Annotated in this window: 22 protein-coding genes and 3 pseudogenes; 10 read left to right on the top strand and 15 right to left on the bottom strand. The window is 61.0% G+C overall.

Annotated elements, in window-relative coordinates; genetic code table 11:
• The first annotated feature begins 646 nt into the window (after nt 1-646).
• Nucleotides 647-1,411 carry a hypothetical protein gene (locus ACSQ76_RS05960; protein WP_437155832.1) on the top strand — a complete coding sequence of 255 codons (765 nt, stop codon included), beginning with the start codon at nt 647-649 and terminating at the stop codon, nt 1,409-1,411.
• Between the two features lie 244 nt (nt 1,412-1,655).
• Here the strand turns inward: ACSQ76_RS05960 and ACSQ76_RS05955 are convergent, their stop codons facing one another.
• From ACSQ76_RS05955 to ACSQ76_RS05940, 4 genes are read right to left on the bottom strand one after another with little or no spacing between them, the layout of a single operon-like run.
• The gene (locus ACSQ76_RS05955; RefSeq protein ID WP_437155831.1) at nt 1,656-2,141 is read right to left on the bottom strand and encodes a hypothetical protein; all 486 of its coding nucleotides are present in this window, start codon (nt 2,139-2,141) and stop codon (nt 1,656-1,658) included.
• Nucleotides 2,138-2,371 carry a DUF5681 domain-containing protein gene (locus ACSQ76_RS05950; RefSeq protein WP_437155830.1) on the bottom strand — a complete coding sequence of 78 codons (234 nt, stop codon included), beginning with the start codon at nt 2,369-2,371 and terminating at the stop codon, nt 2,138-2,140. The genes ACSQ76_RS05955 and ACSQ76_RS05950 overlap by 4 nt, the downstream gene beginning before the upstream one ends.
• Nucleotides 2,368-2,805: a DNA-methyltransferase gene (locus ACSQ76_RS05945; RefSeq protein ID WP_437155829.1), complete on the bottom strand. Its 438-nt coding sequence runs from the start codon at nt 2,803-2,805 to the stop codon at nt 2,368-2,370. Before ACSQ76_RS05945 ends, ACSQ76_RS05950 begins: the two co-directional genes overlap by 4 nt.
• A gap of 35 nt (nt 2,806-2,840) precedes the next feature.
• Nucleotides 2,841-3,668 (bottom strand): ParB N-terminal domain-containing protein, encoded by an 828-nt coding sequence (locus ACSQ76_RS05940; RefSeq protein WP_437155828.1) that lies wholly within the window; start codon nt 3,666-3,668, stop codon nt 2,841-2,843.
• Nucleotides 3,669-3,802: 134 nt separating this feature from the next.
• Between ACSQ76_RS05940 and ACSQ76_RS05935 the strand changes: the two genes are divergently transcribed.
• Together ACSQ76_RS05935 and ACSQ76_RS05930 are read left to right on the top strand one after the other, a co-directional pair.
• Nucleotides 3,803-4,132 carry a helix-turn-helix domain-containing protein gene (locus ACSQ76_RS05935; protein ID WP_437155827.1) on the top strand — a complete coding sequence of 110 codons (330 nt, stop codon included), beginning with the start codon at nt 3,803-3,805 and terminating at the stop codon, nt 4,130-4,132.
• A gap of 3 nt (nt 4,133-4,135) precedes the next feature.
• Nucleotides 4,136-5,005, top strand: coding sequence for an ImmA/IrrE family metallo-endopeptidase (locus tag ACSQ76_RS05930; protein WP_437155826.1), 870 nt, complete (start codon nt 4,136-4,138; stop codon nt 5,003-5,005).
• 369 nt (nt 5,006-5,374) lie between these two features.
• Here the strand turns inward: ACSQ76_RS05930 and ACSQ76_RS05925 are convergent.
• Nucleotides 5,375-5,599 (bottom strand): annotated as a pseudogene (locus ACSQ76_RS05925) (integrase); the annotation flags it as partial.
• Nucleotides 5,600-6,059: 460 nt separating this feature from the next.
• Here ACSQ76_RS05925 and ACSQ76_RS05920 point away from each other — a divergent pair.
• On the top strand, nt 6,060-7,508 hold the full coding sequence (locus ACSQ76_RS05920) for a fused MFS/spermidine synthase (RefSeq protein ID WP_437158167.1): 1,449 nt from the start codon (nt 6,060-6,062) through the stop codon (nt 7,506-7,508).
• 319 nt (nt 7,509-7,827) lie between these two features.
• On the opposite strand, the gene ACSQ76_RS05915 is transcribed toward ACSQ76_RS05920, so the two are convergent.
• From ACSQ76_RS05915 to urtA, 7 genes and pseudogenes are all read right to left on the bottom strand, one after another.
• On the bottom strand, nt 7,828-8,163 hold the full coding sequence (locus ACSQ76_RS05915; protein WP_437155825.1) for an FmdB family zinc ribbon protein: 336 nt from the start codon (nt 8,161-8,163) through the stop codon (nt 7,828-7,830).
• Between the two features lie 61 nt (nt 8,164-8,224).
• Nucleotides 8,225-9,454 (bottom strand): formamidase, encoded by a 1,230-nt coding sequence (gene fmdA, locus ACSQ76_RS05910; protein ID WP_437155824.1) that lies wholly within the window; start codon nt 9,452-9,454, stop codon nt 8,225-8,227.
• A gap of 22 nt (nt 9,455-9,476) precedes the next feature.
• Nucleotides 9,477-10,166 (bottom strand): urea ABC transporter ATP-binding subunit UrtE, encoded by a 690-nt coding sequence (gene urtE, locus ACSQ76_RS05905; protein WP_437155823.1) that lies wholly within the window; start codon nt 10,164-10,166, stop codon nt 9,477-9,479.
• Between the two features lie 14 nt (nt 10,167-10,180).
• The gene (urtD, locus tag ACSQ76_RS05900) at nt 10,181-10,933 is read right to left on the bottom strand and encodes an urea ABC transporter ATP-binding protein UrtD (protein WP_437155822.1); all 753 of its coding nucleotides are present in this window, start codon (nt 10,931-10,933) and stop codon (nt 10,181-10,183) included.
• 8 nt (nt 10,934-10,941) lie between these two features.
• Nucleotides 10,942-12,087, bottom strand: a complete 1,146-nt coding sequence (gene urtC / locus ACSQ76_RS05895) for an urea ABC transporter permease subunit UrtC (protein WP_437155821.1) — start codon at nt 12,085-12,087, stop codon at nt 10,942-10,944.
• Nucleotides 12,088-12,109: 22 nt separating this feature from the next.
• Nucleotides 12,110-13,018, bottom strand: a complete 909-nt coding sequence (gene urtB, locus ACSQ76_RS05890; protein ID WP_437155820.1) for an urea ABC transporter permease subunit UrtB — start codon at nt 13,016-13,018, stop codon at nt 12,110-12,112.
• A gap of 157 nt (nt 13,019-13,175) precedes the next feature.
• A pseudogene (gene urtA, locus ACSQ76_RS05885) lies at nt 13,176-14,242 on the bottom strand (urea ABC transporter substrate-binding protein).
• Between the two features lie 473 nt (nt 14,243-14,715).
• On the opposite strand from urtA, the gene ACSQ76_RS05880 reads away from it, so the two are divergent.
• The 3 genes and pseudogenes from ACSQ76_RS05880 (at nt 14,716) to ACSQ76_RS05870 (ending at nt 19,688) form a co-directional block, all read left to right on the top strand.
• Nucleotides 14,716-18,063: a hybrid sensor histidine kinase/response regulator gene (locus ACSQ76_RS05880; RefSeq protein WP_437155819.1), complete on the top strand. Its 3,348-nt coding sequence runs from the start codon at nt 14,716-14,718 to the stop codon at nt 18,061-18,063.
• A complete protein-coding gene (locus ACSQ76_RS05875; protein ID WP_437155818.1) occupies nt 18,053-18,973 on the top strand; it encodes a response regulator in 921 nt (306 codons plus the stop codon). Before ACSQ76_RS05880 ends, ACSQ76_RS05875 begins: the two co-directional genes overlap by 11 nt.
• 82 nt (nt 18,974-19,055) lie before the next feature.
• Nucleotides 19,056-19,688 (top strand): annotated as a pseudogene (locus ACSQ76_RS05870) (tyrosine-type recombinase/integrase).
• A 201-nt stretch (nt 19,689-19,889) separates the two neighbouring features.
• Here the strand turns inward: ACSQ76_RS05870 and ACSQ76_RS05865 are convergent.
• Together ACSQ76_RS05865 and ACSQ76_RS05860 are read right to left on the bottom strand one after the other, a co-directional pair.
• Nucleotides 19,890-20,981: a cache domain-containing protein gene (locus ACSQ76_RS05865; protein WP_437155817.1), complete on the bottom strand. Its 1,092-nt coding sequence runs from the start codon at nt 20,979-20,981 to the stop codon at nt 19,890-19,892.
• Nucleotides 20,982-21,206: 225 nt separating this feature from the next.
• Nucleotides 21,207-21,548 carry a hypothetical protein gene (locus ACSQ76_RS05860; RefSeq protein ID WP_437155816.1) on the bottom strand — a complete coding sequence of 114 codons (342 nt, stop codon included), beginning with the start codon at nt 21,546-21,548 and terminating at the stop codon, nt 21,207-21,209.
• Here ACSQ76_RS05860 and ACSQ76_RS05855 point away from each other — a divergent pair.
• From ACSQ76_RS05855 to ACSQ76_RS05845, 3 genes are read left to right on the top strand one after another with little or no spacing between them, the layout of a single operon-like run.
• Nucleotides 21,525-22,436, top strand: a complete 912-nt coding sequence (locus tag ACSQ76_RS05855; protein WP_437155815.1) for an HlyD family efflux transporter periplasmic adaptor subunit — start codon at nt 21,525-21,527, stop codon at nt 22,434-22,436. The two genes, ACSQ76_RS05860 and ACSQ76_RS05855, sit on opposite strands and share 24 nt — an antisense overlap.
• Nucleotides 22,436-24,454, top strand: a complete 2,019-nt coding sequence (locus ACSQ76_RS05850) for a glycosyltransferase (RefSeq protein ID WP_437155814.1) — start codon at nt 22,436-22,438, stop codon at nt 24,452-24,454. The genes ACSQ76_RS05855 and ACSQ76_RS05850 overlap by 1 nt, the downstream gene beginning before the upstream one ends.
• Nucleotides 24,438-25,010, top strand: coding sequence for a hypothetical protein (locus ACSQ76_RS05845; protein ID WP_437155813.1), 573 nt, complete (start codon nt 24,438-24,440; stop codon nt 25,008-25,010). The genes ACSQ76_RS05850 and ACSQ76_RS05845 overlap by 17 nt, the downstream gene beginning before the upstream one ends.
• A 312-nt stretch (nt 25,011-25,322) precedes the next feature.
• On the opposite strand, the gene ACSQ76_RS05840 is transcribed toward ACSQ76_RS05845, so the two are convergent.
• Complete coding sequence (locus ACSQ76_RS05840) at nt 25,323-26,345, bottom strand: IS110 family transposase (RefSeq protein WP_437155812.1); 1,023 nt, start codon at nt 26,343-26,345, stop codon at nt 25,323-25,325.
• Nucleotides 26,346-26,492 lie beyond the last annotated feature (147 nt).

The following is a 26,492-nucleotide window of genomic DNA, read 5'->3' as shown; positions in this document are numbered from 1 at the left end:
CTGGATAGTCCGAAAGTTTTTGTCAGTTCTCAATCCAGCCATTAATTCGGACTGCAGCATTTGCAGTTATGCACTCGATCAGGACGTTCGCCGCAATGTGCAAAAATTCAGCAACGCGGATGAAGCAGACGTTGGGTTAGCGGCGATTTATAGACGCACCGTCTTCCCCTAGCAAGAGACGCTATAACCAACACTCAATAGCAACAAGCACGCGCCGAAATAGGGCATTTGCCCAATCTTGCGGAATTTCGCAATAAACGAGTGACCGGAGGGGCCTTGGTTTGTTCAGTTCCACATATAAAGTACCGTTGCCCACGAGCCGTCGCCTTGGCGCTTATGGATCGTGACAACCTTCCCGCCGTAATCTTTGCCGTCACCGCCGACGCCTGACCAGTCTCCGGTCATCAACATGTTGGGCTCAAAACAGACTTTCGCTACAAGGTTCGTGAAGGTCGGTACTACGGGACAAAGCAGACGGTGCCGAGATCTGCTTGCTGGAGCTTCTAAGCGCCCCGCCCGCTGCAAGGCCCACCCATGCAGACTTGATCTGTGTCCGGAACGGCAGCACCCTGTCTTTGTGGTCAATTCATTTGCGGAGAAGTCTGTCATGCAGCCAAGGTTTTTTGGGTCTGAGGCTCAGCAGCGCATGCAAGAGATCGCGTATGCGTTATCCCCATTGCTGAAGGATGATCCTGCATACGGCAGCGAAGGTCGCATGTGGGGCATTGATGGACCCGAGCTTGCCGACTTGGACAAGGTGGCCTCACTCGCATCGCTGCAAGGCGCTACGGTCAACCACTACGTCTCCAAATCCCGAGAAGCAGGGTTTGCCAAGGAATATGCAGACCGTGGTTTTGCGAATGATCGATGGGACCAGTTCATGGGGCGGCGCGAATGTCTTGAAATCTGCTCTGACTATATCGCCGACTTCAAGCTGCCAGATAGCTATGAACTGCATCACATCGGCACCGAGACACCGACACGCATCCTCGATGCCCTCGAGGAAACGGCAGTAGCCTGCGGGGTACTGCCGCCAATGACGCCGGTCCTTTTCGGGCGGTTGCGCAATGCCGCTTATTTCTGCCTTGAGGCCCCCGACGGCGGCGTTGCAGCCTGTGCCGGCGCTTGCCTGCGCAACCACCCTGCGAGCCGCTTTGGTAAGGCTTCATGGTGGGGCATGCTTGCCACGCGTGACCAGGACCGCGGTCAGAGCCTGTCGCTCTATCTCGGTGCGCTGGCCGCTCTCCACATGAACGAGACTTTTGGTGTCGAGGAGTTTTATACCGGCGTGCGGTCCGACAATGCCGTATCGCGCCATGTCTGCCGGAAACTGGGTGTCCGTGACAGCGAGTATGCCTGCCTCGCCATTCTCAACCCGTCTTCATTCGGCGAAGGTGGATATACCAAGTAACACTTGCCGGGAGCTTCTTTTCTCTAGCTTTCGGGACAGTTCCTGCAAATTGAAACAAAGTCCGCATCGGGCTCAGAGCGGCCATGCGGCGTTGCAGAACAGAGTCCTCATGTTACGCCAGATGCATGTCCGCTAACGATCTTGAAGCCCCACTGCTTTGCGACTGCAGAGAATAACGGCTTCCCGCCCTGTCCGGCCGGAAACAACATTCCGAAGATACATTTTCGAGCTGCGCCCTAACCTTTCAATACCCAATCCTTTCCACCAACTTTTCGATGATTTCCAGCACCCGATCGACCTGCTGCAAGTCTTCTTCCATGCGAGCCCTGACTTTGGCGTCATCCTCGGCCCTGATGTCCTCAAGCAACTCGTCTCGCTCTTCTTCGAACATCGTCTTCCGTCCAAGCCAGAGCTCGAGCTGCGCCTTTTCTTCTTTCGTGGCTGGCCCTTGGATGCGCGCCTCGGCCGTGTTCATGTCGATCTTGACCTGGTCGGGATGCGGCACAGGCTCCGGCAGATCCGTAATACCCAACCGCCGCCGGCGATCCAATTCCCGCTCCCACTCGATCTTGTAGTCGAGCGCGGTACTGAACCACTCGTCCGCAAGTTCCTTGTTTTGCCGCTCTGTCGCACTGAGCATTTCCGCAAAGAGCCGCTGCGAGCGATGCAGCCCCTTGGCCGCGTTGACCGCAAGGGATCGAACAACGGCCTGGGCCATAGGGATCGTCACGTTGCGACCCCGTCCCGGACCGTGATGCCGCGGTAGGCCTCATCCAGGATAATGCCTTTCAGGCGTTCCTCGTTGAGCCTCGGGCGTTTGTTCTTCGCGCCCTTGGGGCGGCCTTTCGGATTGCCGGATTGGCCGGGTTTGAACCGCGTATTCGCCGGCGGCTTGGCATATCCCACCTCGTAGTCGGCATCAGTTTTCTGGACCGGCAGCTTGATCTTCTTGTCCGTCATTCCGCGGCCTCCAGCGCCACGGCCGCCGGCTGCCACCCGCACATCACCTGCTCTGCCTCATCCTTGGCATAGGCTTCCCACCTTGCGAGAATGCGGTCGCAATAGATCGGATCCAGTTCGCAAAGATACCCCCGGCGGCCGGTCTTCTCGGCGGCGATCAAGGTCGACCCCGAGCCGCCAAAGAGATCCAGCACGATCTCACCGCGACCCGAGACATCGCGGATCGCGTCGGCGATCATCTGCACGGGCTTGACCGTCGGGTGCAGCGCAAGCTCGTCCATCCGCCCTGCGTGCCGGCTGTTGGCCCCGCGATATTCCCAGACATTGGTGCGGTACCGCCCGTGCTGACCCAGCTCGAACGTGTTGACATGCGCGGCCTTGCCTTTCTTGAAGACGAAGATCAACTCGTGGCGCGAGCGATAGAACGTGCCCATGCCGCCATTGTCCTTGGCCCAGACGATCAGGTTCTTCAGTTCGTCATAGACCCCTGCCCCGCTGCCAGCATCTCCGACATGTGCCGCCAGTCCATGCAGAGATAATGGATCGAGCCATCGACGCTGCGATCCGCCATGTTCCGGAAGGCGCGCTCCAGGAACCCGGTAAATTCCGAGGCCATCATCTCGCCCGAGGCCGTGGCGAACTCGCGGTGCTGGATCTTGCCGGAATTCCCCACATGACCGTCGATCTTCACGTTGTAGGGCGGATCACTGAACACCATCCGCGCGAGTTCTCCGCCCATCAGGCGCTCGACGACCCTTTCCTCCAGGGCATCACCGCAAACCAGCCGATGTGGCCCCAACTGCCACACGTCGCCTTCCCGCACCCGGGACGCAGTCTCGCCAGGCAACAGATCATCCTCGGGATCGCCCGGCTCTTCGGGCGCAACGCTGGCCAGCACACCGTCGATCTCCGGTATGGAGAAGCCGGTGATGGAGACATCAAAGTCGAGATCCGCCGACATCAGCGCGCCGAGCTCCGCCGCGAGCAGGTCCTCGTCCCAGCCGGCGTTCAAGGCGAGCTTGTTGTCAGCCAGAACGTAAGCCCGCTTCTCGTCTTCACTCATGTAGTCGAGACGAAGGCACGGCACCTCATCGCGTCCCAGCAACCTGGCCGCTTCGACGCGGCCATGGCCTGCCAGGATCGTCCTTCGCTCGTCTATCAGGACAGGGTTCGTGAACCCGAAGGTCTCGATACTCTCCGCAATCTGGCGCACCTGCTTCTTCGAATGCGTCCGGGCATTGCGCGCCCAGGGTTTGGGATCGCTGATCGCGATCAGTTCTATTTCTGCGTGGGCCATGTCCGGCTCCTTTCTTGTTCCGCTCGAAGGTCGATCGCAAGAATCGACCGCCGTCGTAAGATACATCAAGCGACTGGCCATTCGTAAAGCGCGGGTGTATCGTGTCGTTCGACACATCAAACGGGAGAGCGGATATGGGGATCGGAGAACGTCTGTTCAGCCTGCGTCAGAAGAGCGGCCAGTCCCTGCAACAGGTGGCAAATTCGGTTGGCGTATCGAAAGCGCATGTCTGGGAACTCGAGAAGGGACGCACGAGCAATCCCTCCTTTGAACTTGTCCAGAAGCTGGCACGGCATTTCGGGGTGTCGATCGACACGCTCGTGGGCAATGCAGACGAGCCCGATGCCGCCGCTTTGCAGATCGAACGCCTGCATCGCGGGTTTGAAAATTTGTCCGACGGAGACCGGGCCGTCGTCGAGGACATGATCAAGTCCCTTAGAACACGGGCGCAGAAAGCGGGCTGACGCGTGAAGCTCGACAGGATTGATTTCTTTGACATCCGCCAGCCCGACCGGTTGGCGAAGGCTATCCACACGCAGATGGGCGATCTTGTCTTGCCGGTGCCCGTGGAGGACATCGCGACCGCCTTGGATATCTCCGAAGTCCGGACTGGCAGCTTTGATGGGTTCGAGGGCATGCTGCTGACGGATCAGGCACGCAGCATCGGCGCGATCCTCGCCAATACCCGCGGCGGGTTCCGCCGGGCGAGGTTCACGATCGCGCATGAACTGGGGCACTTCCTGTTGGAGCATCACGTGCTGTCTTCGGAAGCGGGTTTCCGGTGTCGCGCACAGGACCTGAAAGAAACCCGCGAAGGCCGCCGGCACCAAAAACAGGAGACCCAGGCCAACCAGTTCGCGATCGGTCTCCTCGCTCCCGTCAAAGCGCTCGACGAGATGCTTTCCAGCGAGCCAGATTTGCAGGACGCCGTGCGCCTGTGTGTGGCATTCGACATCAGCGTAGAGGCGTGCGTTCGGAGAATGATTGAGCGACGGCCGGAGCCACTTGCTGCTGTTTGGTCGAAGGATGGCCAAGTTAGGTATTGGGACAAAAATAACGGCTTCCCCTTTGTCCAGCTTAGGAAGGGAGATCGTCTGCCCCAGACCACGCAAGCCTTCCGCGTGCACGCGAGCAGTAAGTCGGGCTTTACGGATTTCTCGGAGTCTCCGCCCATGGCCTGGACCAGCCGCGACGATATCGAGATATTTGAGCAGACGCGCCGATCACCGTCCGGACATGCTGTGACCCTGCTCTGGGCCGACACGCCTGGGCCAGACGACCTCGACGAGGAACCGGACCCCTATCATCGCGAACTCGGCGAGCCAGGGTTTCGATAGCGTGCTGCGTTGAGATCGGCATTCCGTGTAACCTCAAGAATATTTCCCTGATCACTCGTGATTTTTCCCTGATGCGCGCGGCAAAATTCCCTGTTTTTGCAGGAACAGGGAATTGCGGCCTAACTCATTAATAAAGCGAACTACATCCGGGCCGAAATAAGCTGATCAGCCCGAAAACCCGCCTCCAATCGTTAGATTTCCCTGTAAATTCCCTGTAAATCGGGGTTTCGGACCCGAGACCGGATAGCCGGAGACTGGCCGCACAGCCACGCACTTCCTGCAATCCAGACCATGCAAGGTAGACTCGGCACTCTGCCGTGGTTTCAAAGCCTTGCGGGATGGCCGCGTTCCCTGAGACCAGAATGCACGGCGTGTGCCCTCTGTGATCTCGAAACGCACCGACCTCTGCGTCTTGCTTTGGATGACCGAAGCGCGCTCCTTCACTTGGCCGGAGGCATAGACGTCGCTCACCTTGAGCTTTACCAGATCACACCCTCGCAGTTTGCTGTCGATGGCGAGGTTGAACAGAGCCAGGCCCCGGTGGTTCTCGGCGATCTCAAGACGAACGCGAATGGCCCAAACGTGCTTGGGCAGCAAGGGTCACTTCTGGCCGATAACACGGCCTTTGTTCCAAGCGGGTCTGCAGGCTCGAATTGTAGGTAAGTTCGCAATTGTCATGGCGGTTACTCCGATCCGCCACTCCCTGCCTCAACGCCAACCCGACGTTGGCAATAGAGCATATCACCGAAAGTTGCGCCTGCAGAGAAGGTTCGCAACGAGCCCTCTTTACCGATTTTCTGTACCGAAGCTACAGTCCGGTTTCGGGAAGTAGATACCTGAAGCTCGGTAGGACCGGCCCTGAGCAGTCATTGGCAAGCTCGAAACGCCATGTCCGCTGTGCTGATCGGAAATGCGTCGCTTCAACCTGATCGCTTACAATGGGACCGTGATAGACACGAACTTCACGGGGGCCTTGTCCTAGGTGTATGACACACAATACCCGTCCGCCTGGACGACAGACTGAGCCCGCACCACATCGCCCCCGGAGGCCACCATCCGTTTCTCGATCACCATCCTTCTGATCCTCGTCCTGTCCGCCGTCGGCCTGACATACGAGATCGCCGCCGGTCGTGTCCTCGCGCCCTTCTTCGGAACCTCGCTCCTGACCTGGACCACTGTCATCGCCACGGTGCTTGGCGGCTTCTCTCTCGGCAGCGCCCTGGGCGGCTTCGTGGCAGAACGTCCCCGGGCCGTTGCAATTGGGAATGTCCGCGCCGCGCTGATCGCAACGGCGGTTCTCATGGCCGTGTCGCCGACGCTGCTCAGTGCATTCCATGCCTCCGGCGCGCGGGGCACCTGGGGGATGATCATCACCGTGCTCGTTGTCTTCTTCCCGGCCTCGGTCGCCGTGACCCTGCCGTCACCGCTGCTGGCCAAGTTCGCCATCGAGGCGCGGCCGGGCCGCGAGGGCTCGTCGCTGGGCATCGTCATGGCCGCCGGATCGGTCGGCGCGATCTTTGGTGCCATCCTCGCCGGCTTCGTCACGCTTCCGCTGATCGGCTCGACCATGACCTTCGCCGCCTGCGGTGCGGCGGCGCTCCTCTGCCTGCCGTTCCTTCGTGGAGGGAAGCCGGGCGACAAGGGCATCACCGTAGCCGCCGTCGGGTTCGTCGCCTTCGCGGGGATTGCAGCCCCCCCGTCATGCCAGTTCGAGTCCGGTCTGTCCTGCCTCCATGTGGAAAAGCGCGGGCCGGAGGTGCGGCTGATCTCGGACGGCATCATGCAAGCCTCCGAACGGCGCGTGCCGCCCGGCGCCGCGGACAATACCGTCGGACTCGGGCTCAGATACACCGAGTGGCTCTGGTCCCGGATGCAGCGCGACCTCGGCACCGCACCGTCGGTTCTGTTCATCGGTGGCGGCGGCTACACGCTCCCCACGAAGCTACTGGAGACACGCCCGGATGCGTCCGCCGTGGCCGTCGAAATCGACCCCTTGGTGACCGAGGTCGTGCGAACGCACATGCCCCGCGCCAGCCAGATGATTGCCCGGGCCGGTTACGATGCTTCCGATTCCGCCGAAGCCACCAACGGGCGCCTCGGCCTCGTGCATGCCGATGGCCGAGTCTACCTGAACGAGACGGAACGACGCTTCGACGCCGTGGTGATGGACGCGTTCTCCTCGAACTCCGTCCCCGCGCACCTGGTCACCTTGGAGACGTTCGCCCGCCTGCGCGACATCGTCGACGGGCCAATATATGTGAACCTGATCGATACCGAGGACGGCCCGCTGGCGCGTGGGGTCAACGCGATCCTGCGGGACCTTTTCCCCCATGTGGAGGTCGTCAACGGTGCGTTGAACCAGCGCGATCGGGGGAACATCTTGTTCGTTGCGTCCGACACGCCGGTGCGCCCCTTGGCGGGGCTCCCGGAAGGATACAGACGCACGACCATTTCGGAAGCGCGGGCGTTCACCGATGACAGAGGGTGGACTGGGCATCGTTAAAAACGGTTAAATCTAAAGCGATCAGATAGATACCGGATTCGTCCGCCGAAGCAACGAAAGTCGGGAATCCACCCTCCTGGCGGATCGAACGGCCCAAAGCGGTAGTTCACGACATTCGCAGCGAATGTCCGACGCGAGCGCATCAGACATCTCAGGTCAGTCGCGGCGAGCTTAACACCTGTAAAACGTCGCTGCGCCGACCCCGTGCTTCGGATGGGAGCGCGTTCAAAGTTTGCCAGGCTCTCCCAGAAAAGGCGATCGTAAAAGATATTGTCCATCGCCGCAGGTCGAACATCGTTTTTTTACGCTGCGTTGTCGGTCAATGACTTATCATCCAAGGGCGGGAGGAAGGGAAACTCTTGGAACCGTCCGCGCGGCGGAGTGTGCGACTGGGTAGCTTTTTTGAGCTTGCAGAGCAGCACGAACAGCCGGGTCCATGGGACTTGGTGGATTTGGGCGCGTGCTGGCTGCGTTCGTTTGTCGCCATCGCGGCACGCTTGCTTCCTTCCATGTTGGCAAACGCCGGGGCGCGCAACAGAACGCGCGGGGCGGTTGCCTCACAGGTGGGGCAGGCGCAAGGTTTGTCGAAGTCCGCCATCGCGGCAAAATCGGTGAAGGGACCGCATTCAGGGCAGCTGTAGTCATAGTAAGGCATTGAAATCTCCGCGCAACTGGATCGACGGGCCACGTCAGTGGCCCGTCTGGCAATCGGGGTCTCAGAGGTCTGGGGCCAACGGGATATCGACCGAGCCATCCAGATGCTTGGTCGGTCCGTCCGAGCCCGGCATGATGTCGAAATCGAAGATCTCGTTCGGCAGCCAGAGCGTGGCACAGGCGTTGGGAATGTCCACCACACCCGAGATATGCCCCTGCACCGGTGCGGTTCCGAGGATCGCGTAGGCCTGTGCTCCGGTATAGCCGAACTTCTTGAGGTACTCGATCGCATTCAGGCACGCCTGGCGATAGGCGACGTGCACGTCGAGGTAATGCTGCTCGCCGCTTTCATCGACCGAGATGCCCTCGAAAATCAGGTAATCGTCGTATTTCGGCGTGATCGGCGAGGGTTTGAAGATCGGGTTCTTGATCCCGTACTTCTCCATCCCGCCTTTGACCAGTTCGACCTGAATATGCAGCCAACCGGCCATCTCGATGGCGCCGCAAAAGGTGATTTCGCCATCCCCCTGGCTGAAGTGCAGGTCGCCCATGGAAAGGCCCGCGCCATCGACATAGACCGGGAAATAGCAGGTCGAGCCGCGGGACAGGTCCTTGATGTCGCAGTTGCCGCCATGTTCGCGCGGCGGAACGGTGCGGGCGGCTTCGCCGGCCGCTTTCATCTTCTCGTCGCCAGTCAGCTTGCCCATATGCGCCGACTGGGTATCGGGCAGAGCGGCGAGGGGCGGCACGCGGTCGGGATCGGTGTCCACCAGCGCTTTCTCACGCGTGTTCCACATGTCCAGCATCTTGCGGTCGGGCAGACAGCCGATCAGGCCGGGGTGGATAAGACCCGCATACTTGACCCCCGGCACGTGGCGGGACGAGGTGAACATACCGTGGAAATCCCAGATGGATTTCTGCGCCTCGGGGAAGTGATCCGTCAGGAAGCCGCCGCCATTCTGTTTCGAAAAGAACCCGTTGAAGCCCCAGTTCATCTCTTCCTTGGCGCCGATATCGAGGATGTGAACCTTCAGCAGGTCACCCGGTTCGGCGCCTTTGACGCCGATGGGCCCCGACAGGTAGTGGACCTGTTCCAGTTCCACGTCCCGCACGTCGGCGGCATCGTCATCATTCTTGATCTGGCCGCCGGTCCAGTCGTAGGTCTCTATCTTGAAATCGTCCCCCGGCTCGACCCAGACGGCGATCGGGATGTCCGGGTGCCAGCGGTTGTGCACCGCCTCGTTGGTGTGCGGGCTTTCGGAAAGATCGACCGAGATAAGCGTATCTGCCATGTTGTCCTCTCTTCAGTTTTAGTCAGACGGATAGGAATTTCGAGACTTTCGCCTCGTCGATGCCCTCGCGCGGGCTGTCGTGGACGAAGGTGCCGTTCTCCAGAACGACGACCCGATCCGCCACGTCGAGCGCGAAGGTCAGGACCTGCTCGGAGACGATGATGGACAGCCCCTTTTCGTCGCGAATGCGGCGCAGGGTGCGGGCCATTTCGCGAATGATCGAGGGCTGGATGCCCTCGGTCGGTTCATCGAGCAGCAACACCTTGGGCTTGGACGCGAGCGCGCGGGCGATGGCGAGCTGCTGTTGCTGGCCGCCCGACAGGTTGCCGCCGCGGCGCGACTTCATTTCCAACAGCACCGGAAAGAGTTCGTAGATGTCCTCTGGCACGGATTTCTCGCCGGTGGACGTAAGGCCCGTCTCGACGTTCTCCTTCACGGTCATCGTCGAAAAGATCATCCGGCCCTGTGGTACGTAGGCGATGCCGTTGGCAACGCGTTGATAGGGTTTGAGATTGGTGACCTCGTTGCCTTCGATGCTGACCGCGCCGGCTTTGGTGGGCATGATGCCCATGAGCGTCTTCATCAGCGTAGTCTTGCCCATCCCGTTGCGCCCCATGATGGCGACGATCTCGCCCGGTTTCACATCGAGGTCGAGCCCGTGCAGCACCTCGCTTTCGCCGTAGGAGGAGCGGAGATCTTTGACGTTCAACATTTGCGTTCTCCTGATTAGTGGCCAAGGTAGACTTCGACGACCTTGGGGTCGGCCTGCACGTGTTCCATCGAACCTTCCGACAGGACCTGGCCCTGGTGCAGGACGGTCACGCGCGTCGCGATGTCGGCGACAAAGCCCATGTCGTGCTCGATCACGATGACCGAGCGGTCGGCGATGATCCGGTTGAGAAGCTCCGCTGTCTTCTTGCGCTCGGCCACGGACATGCCGGCGACCGGCTCATCGAGCATCAAGAGCTCGGGATCCTGGATAAGCAGCATCCCGATCTCCAGCCACTGTTTCTGGCCGTGGCTCAGGAAGGCGGCCTTCTGGGTCAGGTGATCGCTGAGGAAGATCATCTCGGCGATTTCCTCGATCCGCTTGCGCACCGCCTCGTCGCGCTTGAAGAACAGCGCGCCGAAGACACCGTGGCCCTTGGGATAGCTGAGCTCGAGATTGGCAAAGACAGTCAGATCCTCATAAACTGACGGCGTCTGGAACTTGCGCCCCACCCCGGCATGCACGATCTGGTCCTCGCGCATCTTCAGCAGGTCCTTGCCCTTGAAGGCGACCGAGCCCGATGTGGCGCGGGTGCGCCCGCAGATGAGATCGAGCACGGTGGTCTTGCCCGCACCGTTGGGGCCGATGATCACCCGGCACTCGTTGGGTTCGACATAGAAGCTGAGGTCGTTGACCGCCTTGAACCCGTCGAACGAAACCGTAAGGTCCTCGACCATCAGCACGAAGTTCTGGTTATCGTAATCCAGCATGTCTTACCTCATTCCGCCGGGGTTTCTTCGGCCGTGGCCGGGGTCGTGGATGCGGGGTGTTTCGCATCGCCGCGCGGCCAGAGCGATTTCAGCCGCGGTTCGACATGATCGGCCCAGAGACCGGCGAGACCGTTCGGGAAGGCCATCACGACCGCGATGAAGAGCGCGCCCAGACCGAAAAGCCAGAGTTCCGGGAAGCTTTCGGAAAAGGTGGTCTTGGCATAGTTCACCAAAAGCGTGCCGTAGACCGCGCCGATGATCGAAAGCCGCCCACCGACGGCGGCGTAGATCACCATCTCGATCGAGGGCACGATGCCCACGAAGGTCGGGGACATGAAGCCCACCTGCAGCGTGAACATCGCCCCGCCGATGGCGGCGAACCCCGCACCGAGACAGAAGACGAAGATCTTGAAGTTGGCCACGTCATAGCCCGAGAACCGCACGCGGTCTTCCTGGTCGCGCATGGCGATCAGAAGGCGGCCCAGCTTCGACTTGCGCACAAACTGCGCGATCAGCAGCACAGCAAAGAGCAACGCGCCGTTGACGAAGTAAAGCAGCGTCTTGGCTTCGTCGGTGCGGATATCCCAGCCGTTGAAGGTGCGCAGGTCGGTGATACCGTTGACGCCGCCGGTAAAGCCCTGCTGGCCGATGATCAGGATCGTCAGGATCGCGGCGATGGCCTGGGTGATGATGGCAAAGTAGACGCCCCCCACGCGGCGGCGGAACATGGCCACTCCGATGATGAAGGCAAAGGCCACCGGTACGATAACCACCGCGATGAAGGTGAAGAAGAGCGAGTTGAACGGCTCCCACCACCACGGCAGGGCCGTCAGCTGGTTCCAGTCCATGAAATCGGGGATGCCCGGCGTTGACTGGATCGAGGTGTTTTCCGGCGTCGAGGCCTCCAGCTTGAGGAACATGGCCATGCAGTAGCCGCCCAGCCCGAAGAAGATGCCCTGCCCCAGGCTGAGGATGCCCCCCACGCCCCAGCAGAGCACGAGGCCGACCGCGACGAAGGCATAGGTCAGGTACTTGCCGAAGAGGTTGAGGCGGAAGGGCTCCAGCAGCAGCGGGAAGACGACGAAGATAACCGCGGCGAGGATCGCATAGCCGACAATGTCGCGCCGGGTCAGGAAGGGGTGTTTGATCGGCATGGGGTGCATTGGTGCCTCCGGCTTACTTGCGCAGTTTCAGGGAGAAGAGGCCCTGCGGGCGCAGCATCAGGATGCCGACCACCGTCAGGAGAGTGAGGACCTTGGCCATCGAGCCGGAGATGAAGAACTCCATGATCGACTGTGCCTGGCTGATCGAGAAGGCGCTGGCGATGGTGCCCAGAAGGCTGCCCGCGCCGCCGAACACGACCACGAGGAAGGTGTCGACGATATAAAGCTGTCCCGCCGTCGGCCCGGTAGAGCCGATCATGGTAAAGGCCGAGCCTGCCACCCCCGCCACGCCGCAGCCGATGGCGAATGTCATGCGATCCGTCCAGGCGGTGTTGATGCCCACGGCATCGGCCATCTGACGATTGTTGTTGATCGCGCGCACCTGCTTGCCCCAGCCCGAGCGATAGAGCATGACGTAGACGGCGACCGAGATGCCGATGGCGAGCACCATCACGAAAATGCCGTTTATGGGCACTTCGATCAGGTCGGTAAGCGGCAGCGAGCCCATCATCCAGTCGGGGATCGTGACGCCCACCTCGCGCGCGCCAAAGACGGTGCGGTAAAGTTGTTGCAGGATCAGGCTTAGGCCCCATGTCGCCAGCAGCGTGTCGAGCGGGCGTTTGTAGAGATGACGTATAAGCGCCCATTCCACGAGCATTCCCAGCGCCCCGGACGCGATGAACGCGAAGATCATTGCGATGAAGAAATAGATGCTGAACAGCGCCGGCATGTAATCGGCGAAAAGGTTCGACATCAGGTAGGTCACGTAGGCGCCGAGGATCATGAATTCGCCATGCGCCATGTTGATGACGCCCATCTGGCCGAAGATGATCGCAAGGCCGAGCGCCATGAGGACGAAGACCGAAAACAGGATGAGACCGGCAAATCCCTGCATGGCAAAGATCGCGGTCAGCTCGCTCATGGAATAGTCTGAGAACATGGAACGTCTTTCCGTTTCTGGAAGGGGGCAGCAGATCGCAGGAGGTCATGCCTGCGCCGCGCATTTCTGACACGCGGCGCAGGCGGAGCGCGGTTCGCGCCCGGCCCGGTTACGCATTCGGGCCGGACGCGGTCAGCGCTTACTGGTAACCTTCGGGGAAGGGATCGGGCTCGACGAGGTCGGCGGTCTCGTAAACCACATCGTACTGGCCGTCCGTCTTGGCGCGGCCGACCCGTGTCTTGGACCACAGGTGGTGGTTTTCGTGGACCTTGACGTAACCCTCGGGCGCCGTCTCAAGCTCGATGCCCGGGCTGGCCTCACGCACCTTGTCGACGTCAAACGAGCCGGCCTTTTCGACCGCCGCCTTCCACAGCCACGGGCCAAGATAGGCCGCCTGCGTCACATCGCCGATGACGATGTCCTCGCCCCACATTTCCTTGAAGGCCGAAACGAATTCCTGGTTGTTCTCGTTCTCGAGGCTCTGGAAATACTTCATGCAGGCATAGGCGCCGTCGATGTTCTCGCCGCCGATGCCGCGGATCTCGTCCTCGGTGACCGAGATGGTCAGGACGATCGGGCTTTCCTCGGCCGGGTCGATGCCTGCGGCCTTGAGCTGCTTGTAGAAGGCCACGTTCGAGCCGCCCACGACGATGGCATAGATCACGTCGGGCTTGCGCAGGCGGATCTTGTTGATGACCGAGTTAAACTGGGTGTGGCCAAGCGGATAGTATTCCTCGCCCACGACCTCGCAGCCCTCCATGAAGTTCTCGATATGCTTGCGGGCGATCTTGTTCGAGGTGCGCGGCCAGATGTAATCGGACCCGAGCAGGTAGAACGACTTGGCGCCTTTGGTCTGGTTCACCCAGTTGAGGCCCGCGATGATCTGCTGCGTGGCTTCCTGACCGGTGTAGATGACGTTCGGGCTTTCCTCGAGGCCCTCATAGAAGGTGGGATAGTAGAGGAAGCCGTTGTTCTGTTCGAAGACCGGCAGCACAGCCTTGCGGCTGGCCGAGGTCCAGCAGCCCATGACCGACGCGACCTTGTCCTGCACCAGCAGCTTGCGCGCCTTTTCGGCGAAGGTCGGCCAGTCGGATGCGCCGTCTTCCTGGATGTACTCGATCTTGCGGCCCAGGATACCCCCTGCGCGTTGATCTGTTCGATCGCCAGCTTCTCGGCCTGAACCGAGCCGGTTTCCGAGATCGCCATCGTGCCGGTGACCGAGTGCAGGATCCCGCAGGTCACGGTATCGTCGGTGACGGCCAGGCCCGTGGTGTTGACCTCTGCAGTCGGGTAATCTTGCGCGCGCAGCATTTTCGGCGTGAACAGAGACGCCGAAAGCGCGGCCCCACCCGCGAGAACGGCGCGGCGGCTGAGATTGTTGATTCCGGATGATTTTTTGCTGTCAGACATAGTGCCTCCTTGTCAGTGCAACAGTCGGTGAGACGGGACGAGTGTGCCTCTGGCGGACAAGCTGGCAGGGATTGCTGCGATGCAGTATACGTCGAATGACGTATATGGTTAGGTGTTTTTACCCGGCAGTATGGCACCCAATATCGGGCCTGTACCGGGACGACGCGCAAGCGAACGCGCGGGGTGTCTGCGGCAGGAACGGGCCGGCTCGGGGAAACCATCGTGTGTATCGGAACGCCCGGGTTCGAAATGCGGAAACTGGATAGGTGATGGCCATATCATTCAGCGCCACGGGCGGACGGCGGAAATACAACCGCTGGGTCGCTAACGAGACCATGGAGGACTTCGCCCTGCGCTATACCGCGCGGCGTGCGCGGCGCTGGAGCTATGGACGCGTGGCCAACACCGCACTCGGCTCGATCTCGTTCCTGGCGCTGGAGGCGATCGGCGGGGCGCTGACGCTGATCTACGGCTTCGACGCGGCGATCATCGCGATCATGCTGGCAGGGCTGATCCTGTTCCTGACCTGCCTGCCCATCAGCTATTACGGTGCGCGCTACGGTGTGGACATCGACCTGCTGACGCGCGGCGCGGGGTTCGGCTATATCGGCTCGACGATCACCTCGCTGATTTACGCGAGCTTCACCTTCATCTTCTTCGCGCTGGAGGCCGCGATCCTGGCCTTTGCGCTGGATTTCTGTTTCGGCGTGCCCCTGGGGGTCGGGTACCTGGTGTCCGCGATCGCAGTCATTCCACTGGTTATCAATGGCTTTTCCAAGATCTCGACCTTCCAGACATGGACCCAGCCGTTTTGGATCGCGCTGCATATCCTGCCCTTCGCCCTGCTGGCCTATTCCGGCGTCGACCTCGGAACGTGGACACAGTTCACCGGCCAGCGCGGCGGCGACGGGCCGACGATCATGATGATCGGGGCGGCGATGGGGGTGGTGCTGTCGCTGATCGCGCAGATCGGCGAGCAAGTCGATTTCCTGCGCTTCCTGCGCGAACCACGGACCCCTGCCGAGCGCCGCAAGTGGTGGCTCGCGCTGCTGGCCGCCGGTCCGGGCTGGACGGTTCTGGGCGTGGCCAAGATGCTGGCGGGATCATTCCTGCTTGTGCTGGCGATCGATGCAGCGGTGCCGCCGCGTGACGCCACCGACCCGACAAAGATGTATTTCACGGCACTCGACCAGGTGATCACGCTGCCCTTCGCGGCACTGGCCCTCACTGGCGCGTTCGTGATCCTGTCGCAGCTGAAGATCAACGTGACGAACGCCTATGCCGGGTCGATCGCTTGGTCGAACTTCTTTTCCCGGATTACTCATTCGCACCCCGGACGGGTGATCTGGCTCGTGTTCAACGTGTCGATCGCGCTGATGCTGATGGAACTGGGCGTCTTTCACGTCATAGAATCGATCCTTGGTCTTTATTCGCACGTGGCACTGGCATGGATCGGCGCGCTGACTGCGGATCTGGTTGTGAACAAGCCGCTGGGCCTGAGCCCGAAGGGCATCGAGTTCCGGCGCGCGCATCTTTACGACATCAACCCGGTGGGCACATGTGCAATGCTTGCCGCGGTTATGGTCTCCATTCTTGTGCTGCTGGGCGGGGCGGGGACGATCTTGCAGCCGTTCTCGGCGCTGATCGCGCTGGCCACGGCCTTTGTCGTGGCACCGCTGATCGCGTGGGGGACGGGTGGCAAGTATTACATCGCGCGCCCCGACACCGCGCCGCAGCCTGCCACACCGGAAGGCGCGCAGACCTGCTGCGTCTGCGAATACCGGTTCGACCGCGAAGACATGACCGACTGCCCGTTCTACGCCGGGCCGATCTGTTCGCTGTGCTGTACGTTGGATGCCTCGTGCCGCGACAGCTGCAAACCGCATGCCACGCTGGGCGCGATGTGGATGAGCGCCCTGCGCCGGATGTTGCCGCAACGGGCGATCGAACTTCTGACCGCGCGACTGTCGGTGTTCTTCATGGCCACGGCGGTGCCATCATCGGTCGTGGGAGGGCTGTTGCTTCTGATCCGGGCACGGGCGCAGAGCGAACAGCTGGACGCGGTGCTGACGATCATCTTTTGCACGCTGCTGGTGGTGAACGGGATCGTGGTCTGGACCTTGATCCTGTTCCGCGAAAGCCACCACAAGGCGCGCGACGAGGCCGAATTTCAGACACAGCGGCTGCTGCGCGAGATCCGGGCGCACGACCGAACTGACGCGGCGTTGCAGGCCGCCAAGGAAAAGGCCGAGGCGGCAAACCTGGCCAAGACGCGATACATGGCCGGGATCAGCCACGAGCTGCGCACGCCGCTGAACGCGATCTACGGTTATGCGCAGCTGCTGGAACAGGACCGCGACATGCCCGCCGGCCGACGCGAGGCGGTACTGGCGATTCGACGCGGGTCCGAGCATCTGGCGGCGCTGATCGAGAACCTGCTGGACATCTCAAAGATCGAAGCGGGCCGGCTGGAAATCTACCGTGACCGGATCAACCTTCCCGAGCTGCTGCGGCAGATCGCGGCGGTTTTCAAGCGGCAGGCGCGGGAAAAGGGGCTGGATTTCGGGATTCAGACCTCGGGAAACCCGCCCGAGTGGATCGAGTTCGACGAGAAGCGCCTGCGCCAGATCATCATCAACCTGCTGTCCAACGCGATCAACTACACGCCCCAGGGCACCGTGACCCTGCACCTGCATTATCGCAACGAGGTCGCCCGGATCGAAGTCAGCGATACCGGGACCGGGATCGAAGAAGAAAATCTCGAACGAATCTGGAAACCGTTCGAGCGGTTCTCGACTAGCTCTCCGGGTGGATCGGGGCTGGGCCTGACGATCACGCGGCTGCTGGTGGATATCCTTGGCGGCGAGATCACGGTCGACAGCGCGCCGGGCGAAGGCACAACATTCTCGGTGCGCCTGATGCTGCCGTCGCTGCGCGAGAGCGCCATTCCCAGTGCCGCTTGGAGCATGCAGGAACGCGCCATGGCGGTAGGCTATATCGGGGCGCGCAAGACGGTGATGGTGGTCGATGATGACATGAATCACCTGCGCCTGCTGGACGCCACGCTGAAACCTCTGGGGTTCCTTGTGCAGGCGATGCCCTGCGGCGAAGATGCACTGAAGGCGCTGGAAGACGTGACACCGGACCTTTTCGTGCTGGATATAGACATGCCCGGGATGACTGGCTGGGAACTGGCGCAGGCACTGCGCGACCGGCCTGCGTACCGCTCGACCCCGATCATGATGGTGACGGGCCACGCTCTCGAAGCGAGGCAGTCGATCGATCGCGAACAGCTTTACGACGCGTTCATCGTTAAGCCCTATTCGCTCAGCGATTTCCTGGCGCGGATGGCCGGTCTGCTGAAGGTGGAGCTTACGACTGAAGCTCCCGAAACAGTGGCAGGGCCGGCGGCCGGAATACCCGACGAAGCGCTGGCACGGATGATCCGGCTGGCCGAGATCGGCCATGCCGCGGGTATCGCGCGAGAACTGGATACGCTGACGGCCGGGACCGGACCGGAAAGCGGGCAGATCGCGCGCGTGCGCCGCCACCTGGAGGTGTTTGATCTACCCGGGATCGCCCGGATACTTAAGGAGATGATGCAAGATGCCGCCTGATGCCTTGCTTGACACCGTCGCTGCCGGCCGTTTCATCGCGCTGGTAATCGACGACGCACCCGAAACACTGGGGCTGGTATCCCGTGCGCTGGAAGAAAACGGGATGACCGTGCTGGTGGCGCGGTCTGGCGAGGAAGGCATCAAGCTGGCACAAAGAGTGCAGCCGGATGTCATCCTGATGGACGCATTGATGCCGGAACTGGACGGGTTCGAAACGACCCGGCGGCTGAAGTCCGCGCCGGGCGCAACACCTGCGCCGGTGATCTTCATGACCGGAATGACCGAAAGCGAACATATCCTGAAGGGGCTGCGGGCCGGAGGTGTGGATTATATCACCAAGCCTGTAGTGGTCGAGGAACTGCTGGCGCGAATCACGACGCACGTTTTGAACGCCCGCGCGATCCAGTCGGCCCGCGCCGCGCTGCACTATGCCGGGCAGATGGTGGTCAGCTTTGCAGTTGACGGACGAATAAGCTGGGGCACGCCGCAGGCGGTCGAACGCCTTTCGGAAACGCCACTGACAGAAGACGGCGTCGCATCGCTGCCGGTGCAGGCGTGGCTGGCAAAGCTGGGGGCGCAGCCGATGTCGGATGCGCAGCCCTATGTCAAGGGGCGGCTGAGCCTTGTATACCTGGGGCAAGTCCAGGGCGAGACCGTTGTGCGGCTGAAGGAGGTCGAGACGGCGATCAGCGAAGATGCGCAGTTGGCGCAGACCTTTGCGCTGACCACGCGCGAGGCGCAGGTCCTGTTGTGGCTGTCACACGGCAAGACCAACCGCGATATCGCGGAAATCCTGTCGCTGAGCGCGCGTACGGTCAACAAGCATCTCGAGCAGGTCTTTCACAAGATGGGCGTGGACAACCGCACCTCTGCCGCCGTGCTGGCGGACCGGGCGCTGCACGGCGTTTGAAACGCTTGAGCCCGAAGAAGGTCCTGGTGAGCGAGACCATTGATCTGCTCAACGAAGTAAGCGATTTCCTGCAAATTGCGCCATGACAACTGCGAACTTACCTGCCATTCGAGCCGGCAGACCCACTTGGAACAAAGGCCGTATTATCGGCCAGAAGCGACTCTTGCTGCCCAAGCACGTCTGGGCCATTTACGTTCGTCTTGAGATCGCCGAGAACCACCGGGACCTGGCTCTCTTCAACCTCGCCATCGACAGCAAACTGCGAGGGTGTGATCTGGTAAAGCTCAAGGTGAGCGACGTCTATGCCTCCGGCCAAGTGAAGGAGCGCGCTTCGGTCATCCAAAGCAAGACGCAGAGGTCGGTGCGTTTCGAGATCACAGAGGGCACACGCAAGTCGCTCGCCCGATGGATGGATGAACCGCTAATGGTTGGCTCAGAATTTCTCTGGCCCGGCCGGTTTCATGAGCGCCTCCACATATCGACGCGGCAATACGCCCGCCTCGTGCGGTACTGGGTGCGTTCCATTGGATTGGATGCCACGTCCTGCGGCACGTACTCGATGCGCCGGACCAAGGTTGCACAAATCTAAAAGAAAATCGGCAACCTGCGTGCCGTGCAGCTCCTGCTCGGTCACACCAAGATCGACAGCACCGTCCGATATCTCGGGGTTGAGCTCGAGGACGCTCTGGAATTCTCCGAAAGCGTAGAAACCTAAAAGCCAGGGCCGCCTTCGCGGGCGGCCCAGAGCCGACATTCGCCCCTCTTTGATCAAATGACCACTTGGCAATCGGAATAATCAACCGGGTTGGTACTACCATTCGGGCCCCAGCTTGCCAGTTGGTTTCACTCGCACCAGTTTAGATATCCGACAACTTCTGAGGAAACATCACTTATAGTTGAAGTCGACCTAAGTGCCCTAATAGTATCGGCTCTGGATACGGCTCAGGGCATGAGAGAGCTGCTCGCTTTCCCGGCTGGAATGGTATTCCTCCGGATATGGTTCCGCGCCCTCGGCTATCTCGCGGGCGATCCCGGTCAGGCGCTCAAGGGGGCGCACGAAATGCCGCGTGAACAAGATCGAGAAGACGCCCAGGAGGCCCAGCAGGCTCAGAAGACTGACCCACATTGCAACGGACAATTCCGAGGCACCCTGCCCGTAAGACGCCGGAGGCACGCGCACGACGACCGAGAGCCGGGTCGGCGGGGCATTTCCGATAGCCAACTCCGGCGCGACGGCATAGATGTTCTTAGCGCCCTCCTCGTCCTCGATGATCTGGGCTGATCCGATATTGAGCGACAGGGAGCCCAGGCTGGCCGGGGTTAGATCCACCCGGCTGTCTTGATCCGGCCCGAAGATCGCGCGGCCACGCTGGTCGACGACATAGGCCAGAAGGCCCAGTTCATCCGCGGCGGCCCGGACATAGTCCCGGAGCCAACTCACCTTCAGGCTGTAGGTGTAGACACCGCGGATCTGGCCCTCCGGGGATTTGACCGGGACGGCGATGTTAAGCACGTCCTTCCTGTCATGCGCCTGATCGGTGGCGGAAGAGGTCAGCTCGCCGAAGAAAGGCCCCCGCAGCCCGCGTCGGTACCAGCTTGCGCCGGATACGGCTGTCCCTTCCCGAAGGCCGTTTGTGCCAACCCGGATCGTACCGGAAAGATCCGCCAGTCCCGCCCACGCGACCTGTCCGCCAGCCTGTACGACGGCATCCGCGAAGGCGCGAACCTCGTCGTCTTCTTTGACGGCAATCTGATCGGCGACGGCCTGAAGGCTTTCCCATTCCCGTTCGAGCGCGCGGGAAACGGCCAGGCGCAGCGCCTTGGCTCCCCTGATGGCGTGGTCGGTCTCGACACGGGTCTCGAAGTCGCGCGCATGCTGGTGAATAGGCCACCAGATCGCCAGGATCCCCAAGAGGCCAGAGATCATGACGAAGCCGATGATCGACGTGGCAAGGCGGGGCGCATGCATTTGCGGAATACGGGGGGAGACGGTTTCCATCTGGGACATTTGTCAAGGGCCAGTCATACTAACGATCGTGGGCCATGCTCTTCCCGCCTTGCAACAGGCAACGCCGGTGGGAGCGCCCGATACCAGTGACCAACTGGATAGAGACAGAATTGGGCGACATTAAGGTTAATGGCTGTGAATTCGCCCAGTAGTGGCAACAGAATGCCTCTTGACCACCATCCTGGCGGATCGGCGAATTTTCCAACCTGCCATACTATCGTCAATTTAGTTGTTAGAATTACCTAAAAAATTAACCATCGATTGCGAGAGGGTTCGAGCTTGCGGTATCTGCGCCTGTGTATTGGTTTTTTCCTCCTGTTCGGGGCGCTTTACGTCATTGTCGTGGAACAGATGACCGGCGCCAGCTCGAATGCATTCATCAATGCTCCACTCTTGACGGCTCGTGCGCCCGTTGCGGGGGATGTTGCCCTTCCGGATCGTGTGCCTGGCGCCGTCATCAAGAAGGGAACGATGCTCTTCTCCGTCGAAGATGCCAGGGCCGACCGGGTGCGCCTGGACGACCTTCGGCTTGAAAGGGATTTGTTGGCGGCAGACCTCGAGCGCCACGAAGCCGAACGGGATACACGGCAGGACGCGCTGCGCTGGATCGAGAAGACGGCCGGCAAGTACGCCGCCGGTCGGACGCGAGAGCTTGAGGTCGTCGCAGGCGTGCCATCCTCTGGACCGAACACGCCGAGCCGTTCTGCATCGGAAGCAAACACCGGTCTCGCCGATGAAAACAAGCTGGCGCCGGACGAAGATGACCCGGGACGCTTCCTCGAACTGTCCGGCGCGTTCCTGGACGGCGCCGCCGGGAATTTCGACGATATCGAGGCCCTGCAACTGCAAGCCGCGCGAAGCGCGGTATTCCTCGACGATTCCGCGGGCGCGGCTTGGAACATGGTCCTGCGGCAACGCGAAGCAACGACATCGCTCGCGCTTGTCGAGGCGGATATCGCCCGCACCCAAGACCAACTGGCAGCTTACGAGGCCCGCATCGAACGAGAGCTTTCGAGCCTCGTATCGCTGCGCGGTGATACGCTGGCCTCGCCGATCGACGGCGTTCTCTGGCAGGAATTGACCGCCAACGGCGTAAACGTCCAGCGTGGCGACCCCATCATGAACATCGCCGACTGCGCCTCGGTGCTGGTCACGCTTTCGGTGTCGGAAACCATATACAATTCGCTTTCCACCGGCGACGCGGCGACGTTCCGCCCGCTTGGCGGTGACAGGGTGATGCAGGGCACGGTCGCCCGCCTCGCCGGGTCGGGCGCGGCCTCGGTCTATGAAGGCATGGCGGTGGCCCCGAGCGAAGAACACCTTCAACGCTACGACGTGGCGCTTGTCGTCCCGGAGCTGCGGGCCTCCCCGGCGGAGGGGTGCAGCATAGGCAGGACGGGCCGCGTGTTCTTCGATGACCGCCCACTCGATATATTGTGGAAGTTCTGGGAGTAATGCTTCCGAACCTCTACCTCGGCGACGTGGGCGCGAGCCTGATGCACGTGGTTCCGATCCTCGGGGCGGCGATGATCCTGCCCAACGTCGTCGATCGGAACAACACGTATCACCGTATCTTCCTGTTCGTGATCGCGATCGTTTTCGCTGTCAGGTACGCGTGGTGGCGCACGACCGAAACGATCGCCCCGGTGGGCTGGACGCTTGATTTCCTGGGCAGCGGTCTGCTGCTGGGACTTGAGCTTATGGCAATCGTGAGCTCGATCAGCGCTTTCGTCATCCTCATGCGGCACCGCGACCGCAGCCCGGACGCCGACCGCAACGCCGGCTGGTGGGGAGACACGCCGCCGAAGGTCGCGATCCTGATCGCGACGTATAACGAAGAGCTGGAGGTGCTCGAACGGACAATCATCGGCTCCAAGGCCCTCCGCCACCCCGACAAGGAAGTCATGGTTCTCGATGACGGGCGCCGCGACTGGTTGCGGGAGTACTGCGAGGATCACGGGGTCACCTACATGCAGCGCCCCGACAACAAGCACGCCAAGGCCGGAAACATCAACCATACGCTTCAGCTTCTCTGGGCGCGGGAGACGCCCCCGGATTACGTGGCCGTGCTGGATGCCGATTTCGTGCCGCATCGCGGATTTCTCTCACGCACGCTGGCGCTTTTTCACGACCCGGCTGTAGGTCTTGTTCAGACGCCCCAGCACTTCTTCAACGCCGATCCGATCCAGCACAACCTCGGGATAAGCCGGTCCTATCCCGATGAACAGCGCTTCTTTTTCGACGACATGCAGCCCTCGCGCGATGGCTGGGGTGTCGCTTTCTGCTGTGGGACATCCTCGATCATGCGGCTGGACGCATTGAAGGATATTGGCGGCTTCCCCACCGACAGCATCACCGAGGACTACATGATCACGCTGTGCCTGCAGAATGCAGGCTGGCACACCGCCTACCTCAACGAGCCGCTGACCGAAGGGCTCGCCCCGGAAGGCTTGAAGGAATACGTCACGCAGCGCTCGCGCTGGTGCCTGGGGATGATGCAGATCGCGCGCAGCCGGGTCGGGCCATTTCGCAATAACGGGCTGCGCTTGCGCGACCGCTGGAGCGTCATCGACGCCAGCCTCTACTGGATCACGACATTTCCCTTCCGCGTCGCGGCCATGGTTTTCCCGTTGCTCTACTGGTACGGGAACATCACCGTCGTGGATGCCAGCCCGGCCGACGTGATTACCTATTTCGGCTGTTTCTTCGTCTGGAACCTGATGGCGATCAACCTGATGTCGCGCGGCAACGTGGTGCCGATCCTGACCGATGTCAGCCAGTTGCTGGGCGCCCTGCCGATCACCCGTGCGGCGTTCACCGGGCTGGTGCAACCAAGGGGCCACCCCTTCAGCGTGACGGCCAAGGGCGGGGACCGCAGCCGCATCGTGGTGCAATGGAACATGCTGGCCCCTTTCGCCATCCTGCTCGGCCTTACGATTGTCGGGCTTTTGCTTGGTATCGTCACCGACCGTTTTGCCTTCAACGACGCGGGCGAAGGCAAATGGGTCATACTCTTCTGGACGATTTACAACATGATCGTGCTGACGCTGACGATCATCGCTTGTGTGGAACTGCCCCGGCGCGAACGCCACGTTGCCGACACGCCCGAGCGCGTCACCTTCACGGCGGGCAGCGTTGCAAAGCGCATGTGGGTGACCAGCCTGACACAGGATACAGCCCGGCTGCGGGGTGACCTTTTCGAGGTCGGAACCTACGGAAAGATCGTCCTACCGGGGGTTGGCGAACTGCCAGTCTTCGTGCTCGCGCAGACAGCCGACGGAGTGCGCGTGGAACTGATGCCCGACGAGGAACAGCGCGATGCCCTGTTCATGAAATTCTATACCGAGGACAATACGCCCGGTATCAGTGTGGTGGATACCTGGAACATGCTGGGTGACATGGCGCGGCGCCTCTCGCGCATCAGCCGGGACAGGACAGGCAGGAAAGGAGCGAAACTTGACCGCAGGGACTAAGACAATCCGCTATGCCGCCGCGATGCTTGCGCTCGCGGCCCCGGCTGCACAGGCCGACGGAGAATTCTATCAACTGGACCTCGGCGAAGACACCACGACGGCCGTGATCTCGGTCGAGCGGGGGAGGCTGGCATACGGCATGGTGTTCAGCGACTATACCGGGCCGGAGGATCTGAACCTGACGGCCAGCTACAAGTTCACGCTGGGAACGCCGGTCACGTTCCGCGCCGGTCCGGCCATCCAGCTCGAGGGGCTCGACACGGTCAAGGGCGGGATCCGGCTCGTGGCCGAGCATTATCGGCCCACAAGTTTCGGGAGCATCTTCCTACTCGGTGAGTTCACGACGATCGACCGCGGTTATTTCACCCTTGCCGCCATCGGGTTCGACAAACCGGACGTGACAGTCGAGTTCAGCTATCTCGGTGACGACGACGGTTTCCACGACACGGTAGCGGCGGTGGCTTTCGGAATCCCGAACACCAAGGCAAGTTTTCGCGCCGGCTACAAGTTCGATACCGAGGAAAGCTTCTTGGGCATCTCAATCAACACGTTCTAACTGGAAGAACCAAGTAAACCTGTTGCATTTCCGCCAAAGCGGACACTGGTGATCAGCGCAGCGAATGACGTGTGTGGATGGCTCCTGCATAGCAAGTCCTTTTTGGTCTGATTTGTGCGTTTGTCAGAAGCAGTCATGTGTCCGGCCTGTTTGCGCGGTTTCGACCGCTGGCCCTGATGGGTTCCGCAAACCAGGTCCCTTACAGCTTAGCGGGCTATGAAGCCCGGGCCATTCGGCGGGGTGTCCTGGTTTTGGCGGCTGACTTATGCACCATCATCTCGCAGGTCTTGCTAACTCTTTGTTCCTTTCGTCTCAGGTTGCGACACGAGGGTTGTAGGGCTCATCGCGGGTCAGAACAGCCCAAACGATCCTGGCGGTCTTGTTTGCCATGGCGACTGTCGCGACACGGGCGGGTTTGCGTTCGAGCAACGACCTCAGCCATTTGCTGGCCCGCTCTGGATGCGATCGTGTTTGTCTGACCAGTGAGGTCATCCCGACGACCAGAAGTTGTCGGAGATACTGATCGCCCATCTTGGTGATCCGCCCCAGCTTTTCTTTGCCACCGCTGGATTTGTTCGCAGGCGTCAGGCCCAGCCAGGCGGCGAACTCTCGACCGTTTTTGAACTGATGGCCATCTCCGATGCTGGCGATGATCGCAGAGGCCGTCACGGCCCCGACACCAGGTACCGTGCGCAACAGTCGCACACGCGCATCTTCTTTGGCCACTTGCTTGAGGCGCTCTTCATACCAGCGGACCCGCTTATGCAAAGCCATGAGCTGTTCGGACAAATTGAGGATCACTTCATTGGCAATGTCGGGCAGATCGAGAACTTCCCCCAGCGTAATGTCTTCGGCGAAGCCAATCACCCGAGCCAGCCCCCTTGGGATGTAGATGCCAAACTCGGCAACCAGTCCGCGCAAGCCGTTGATCAACTGCGTCCTTTGACGAACCAAAAGGTCGCGAGCCCGATGCAGTGATAGCAAGGATTGTTGCTCAACCGTTTTGATCGCGACAAACCGCATGGTCGGTCGGGTCACTGCTTCGCAGATGGCCTCGGCATCGATCGCGTCGGACTTCCCACGCTTGACATACGGCTTCACATACATCGGAGGGATCAGCCGAACCTCGTGACCCAAGACAGTGAGTTCGCGTGCCCAGTGATGGGCGCTGCTGCACGATTCCATGCCAACCAGGCAGGGATCCAGTTTTTCAAAGAACGATAGAAATTGCGCTCGTCGCAGCGGGCGGTTGAGCACCACTTCTTCGCTTTCTGTAATACCGTGGACTTGAAAGACGTTCTTCGCCAGATCAACGCCGATTGTGGTAACTTGCATGGGGTGGCTCCTCTCATAAGCAGATTTTGACACCTGCAATATGGCGCATAGCGACGCCGGTTGGAGCAGGAGCCATCCACCCCATCAGCTTTCCGCCCATTCTGTGGAAAAACGCCCGTCCGCTACCGCAGAAACCCGGTGCTTGAG

Origin of the sequence: Roseovarius sp. B08 (assembly GCF_051417955.1) — a bacterium.
Classification (GTDB): domain Bacteria; phylum Pseudomonadota; class Alphaproteobacteria; order Rhodobacterales; family Rhodobacteraceae; genus Roseovarius.
Note: the sequence above shows the minus strand (reverse complement) of the source record. Positions and strands in the feature narration are given on the sequence as shown.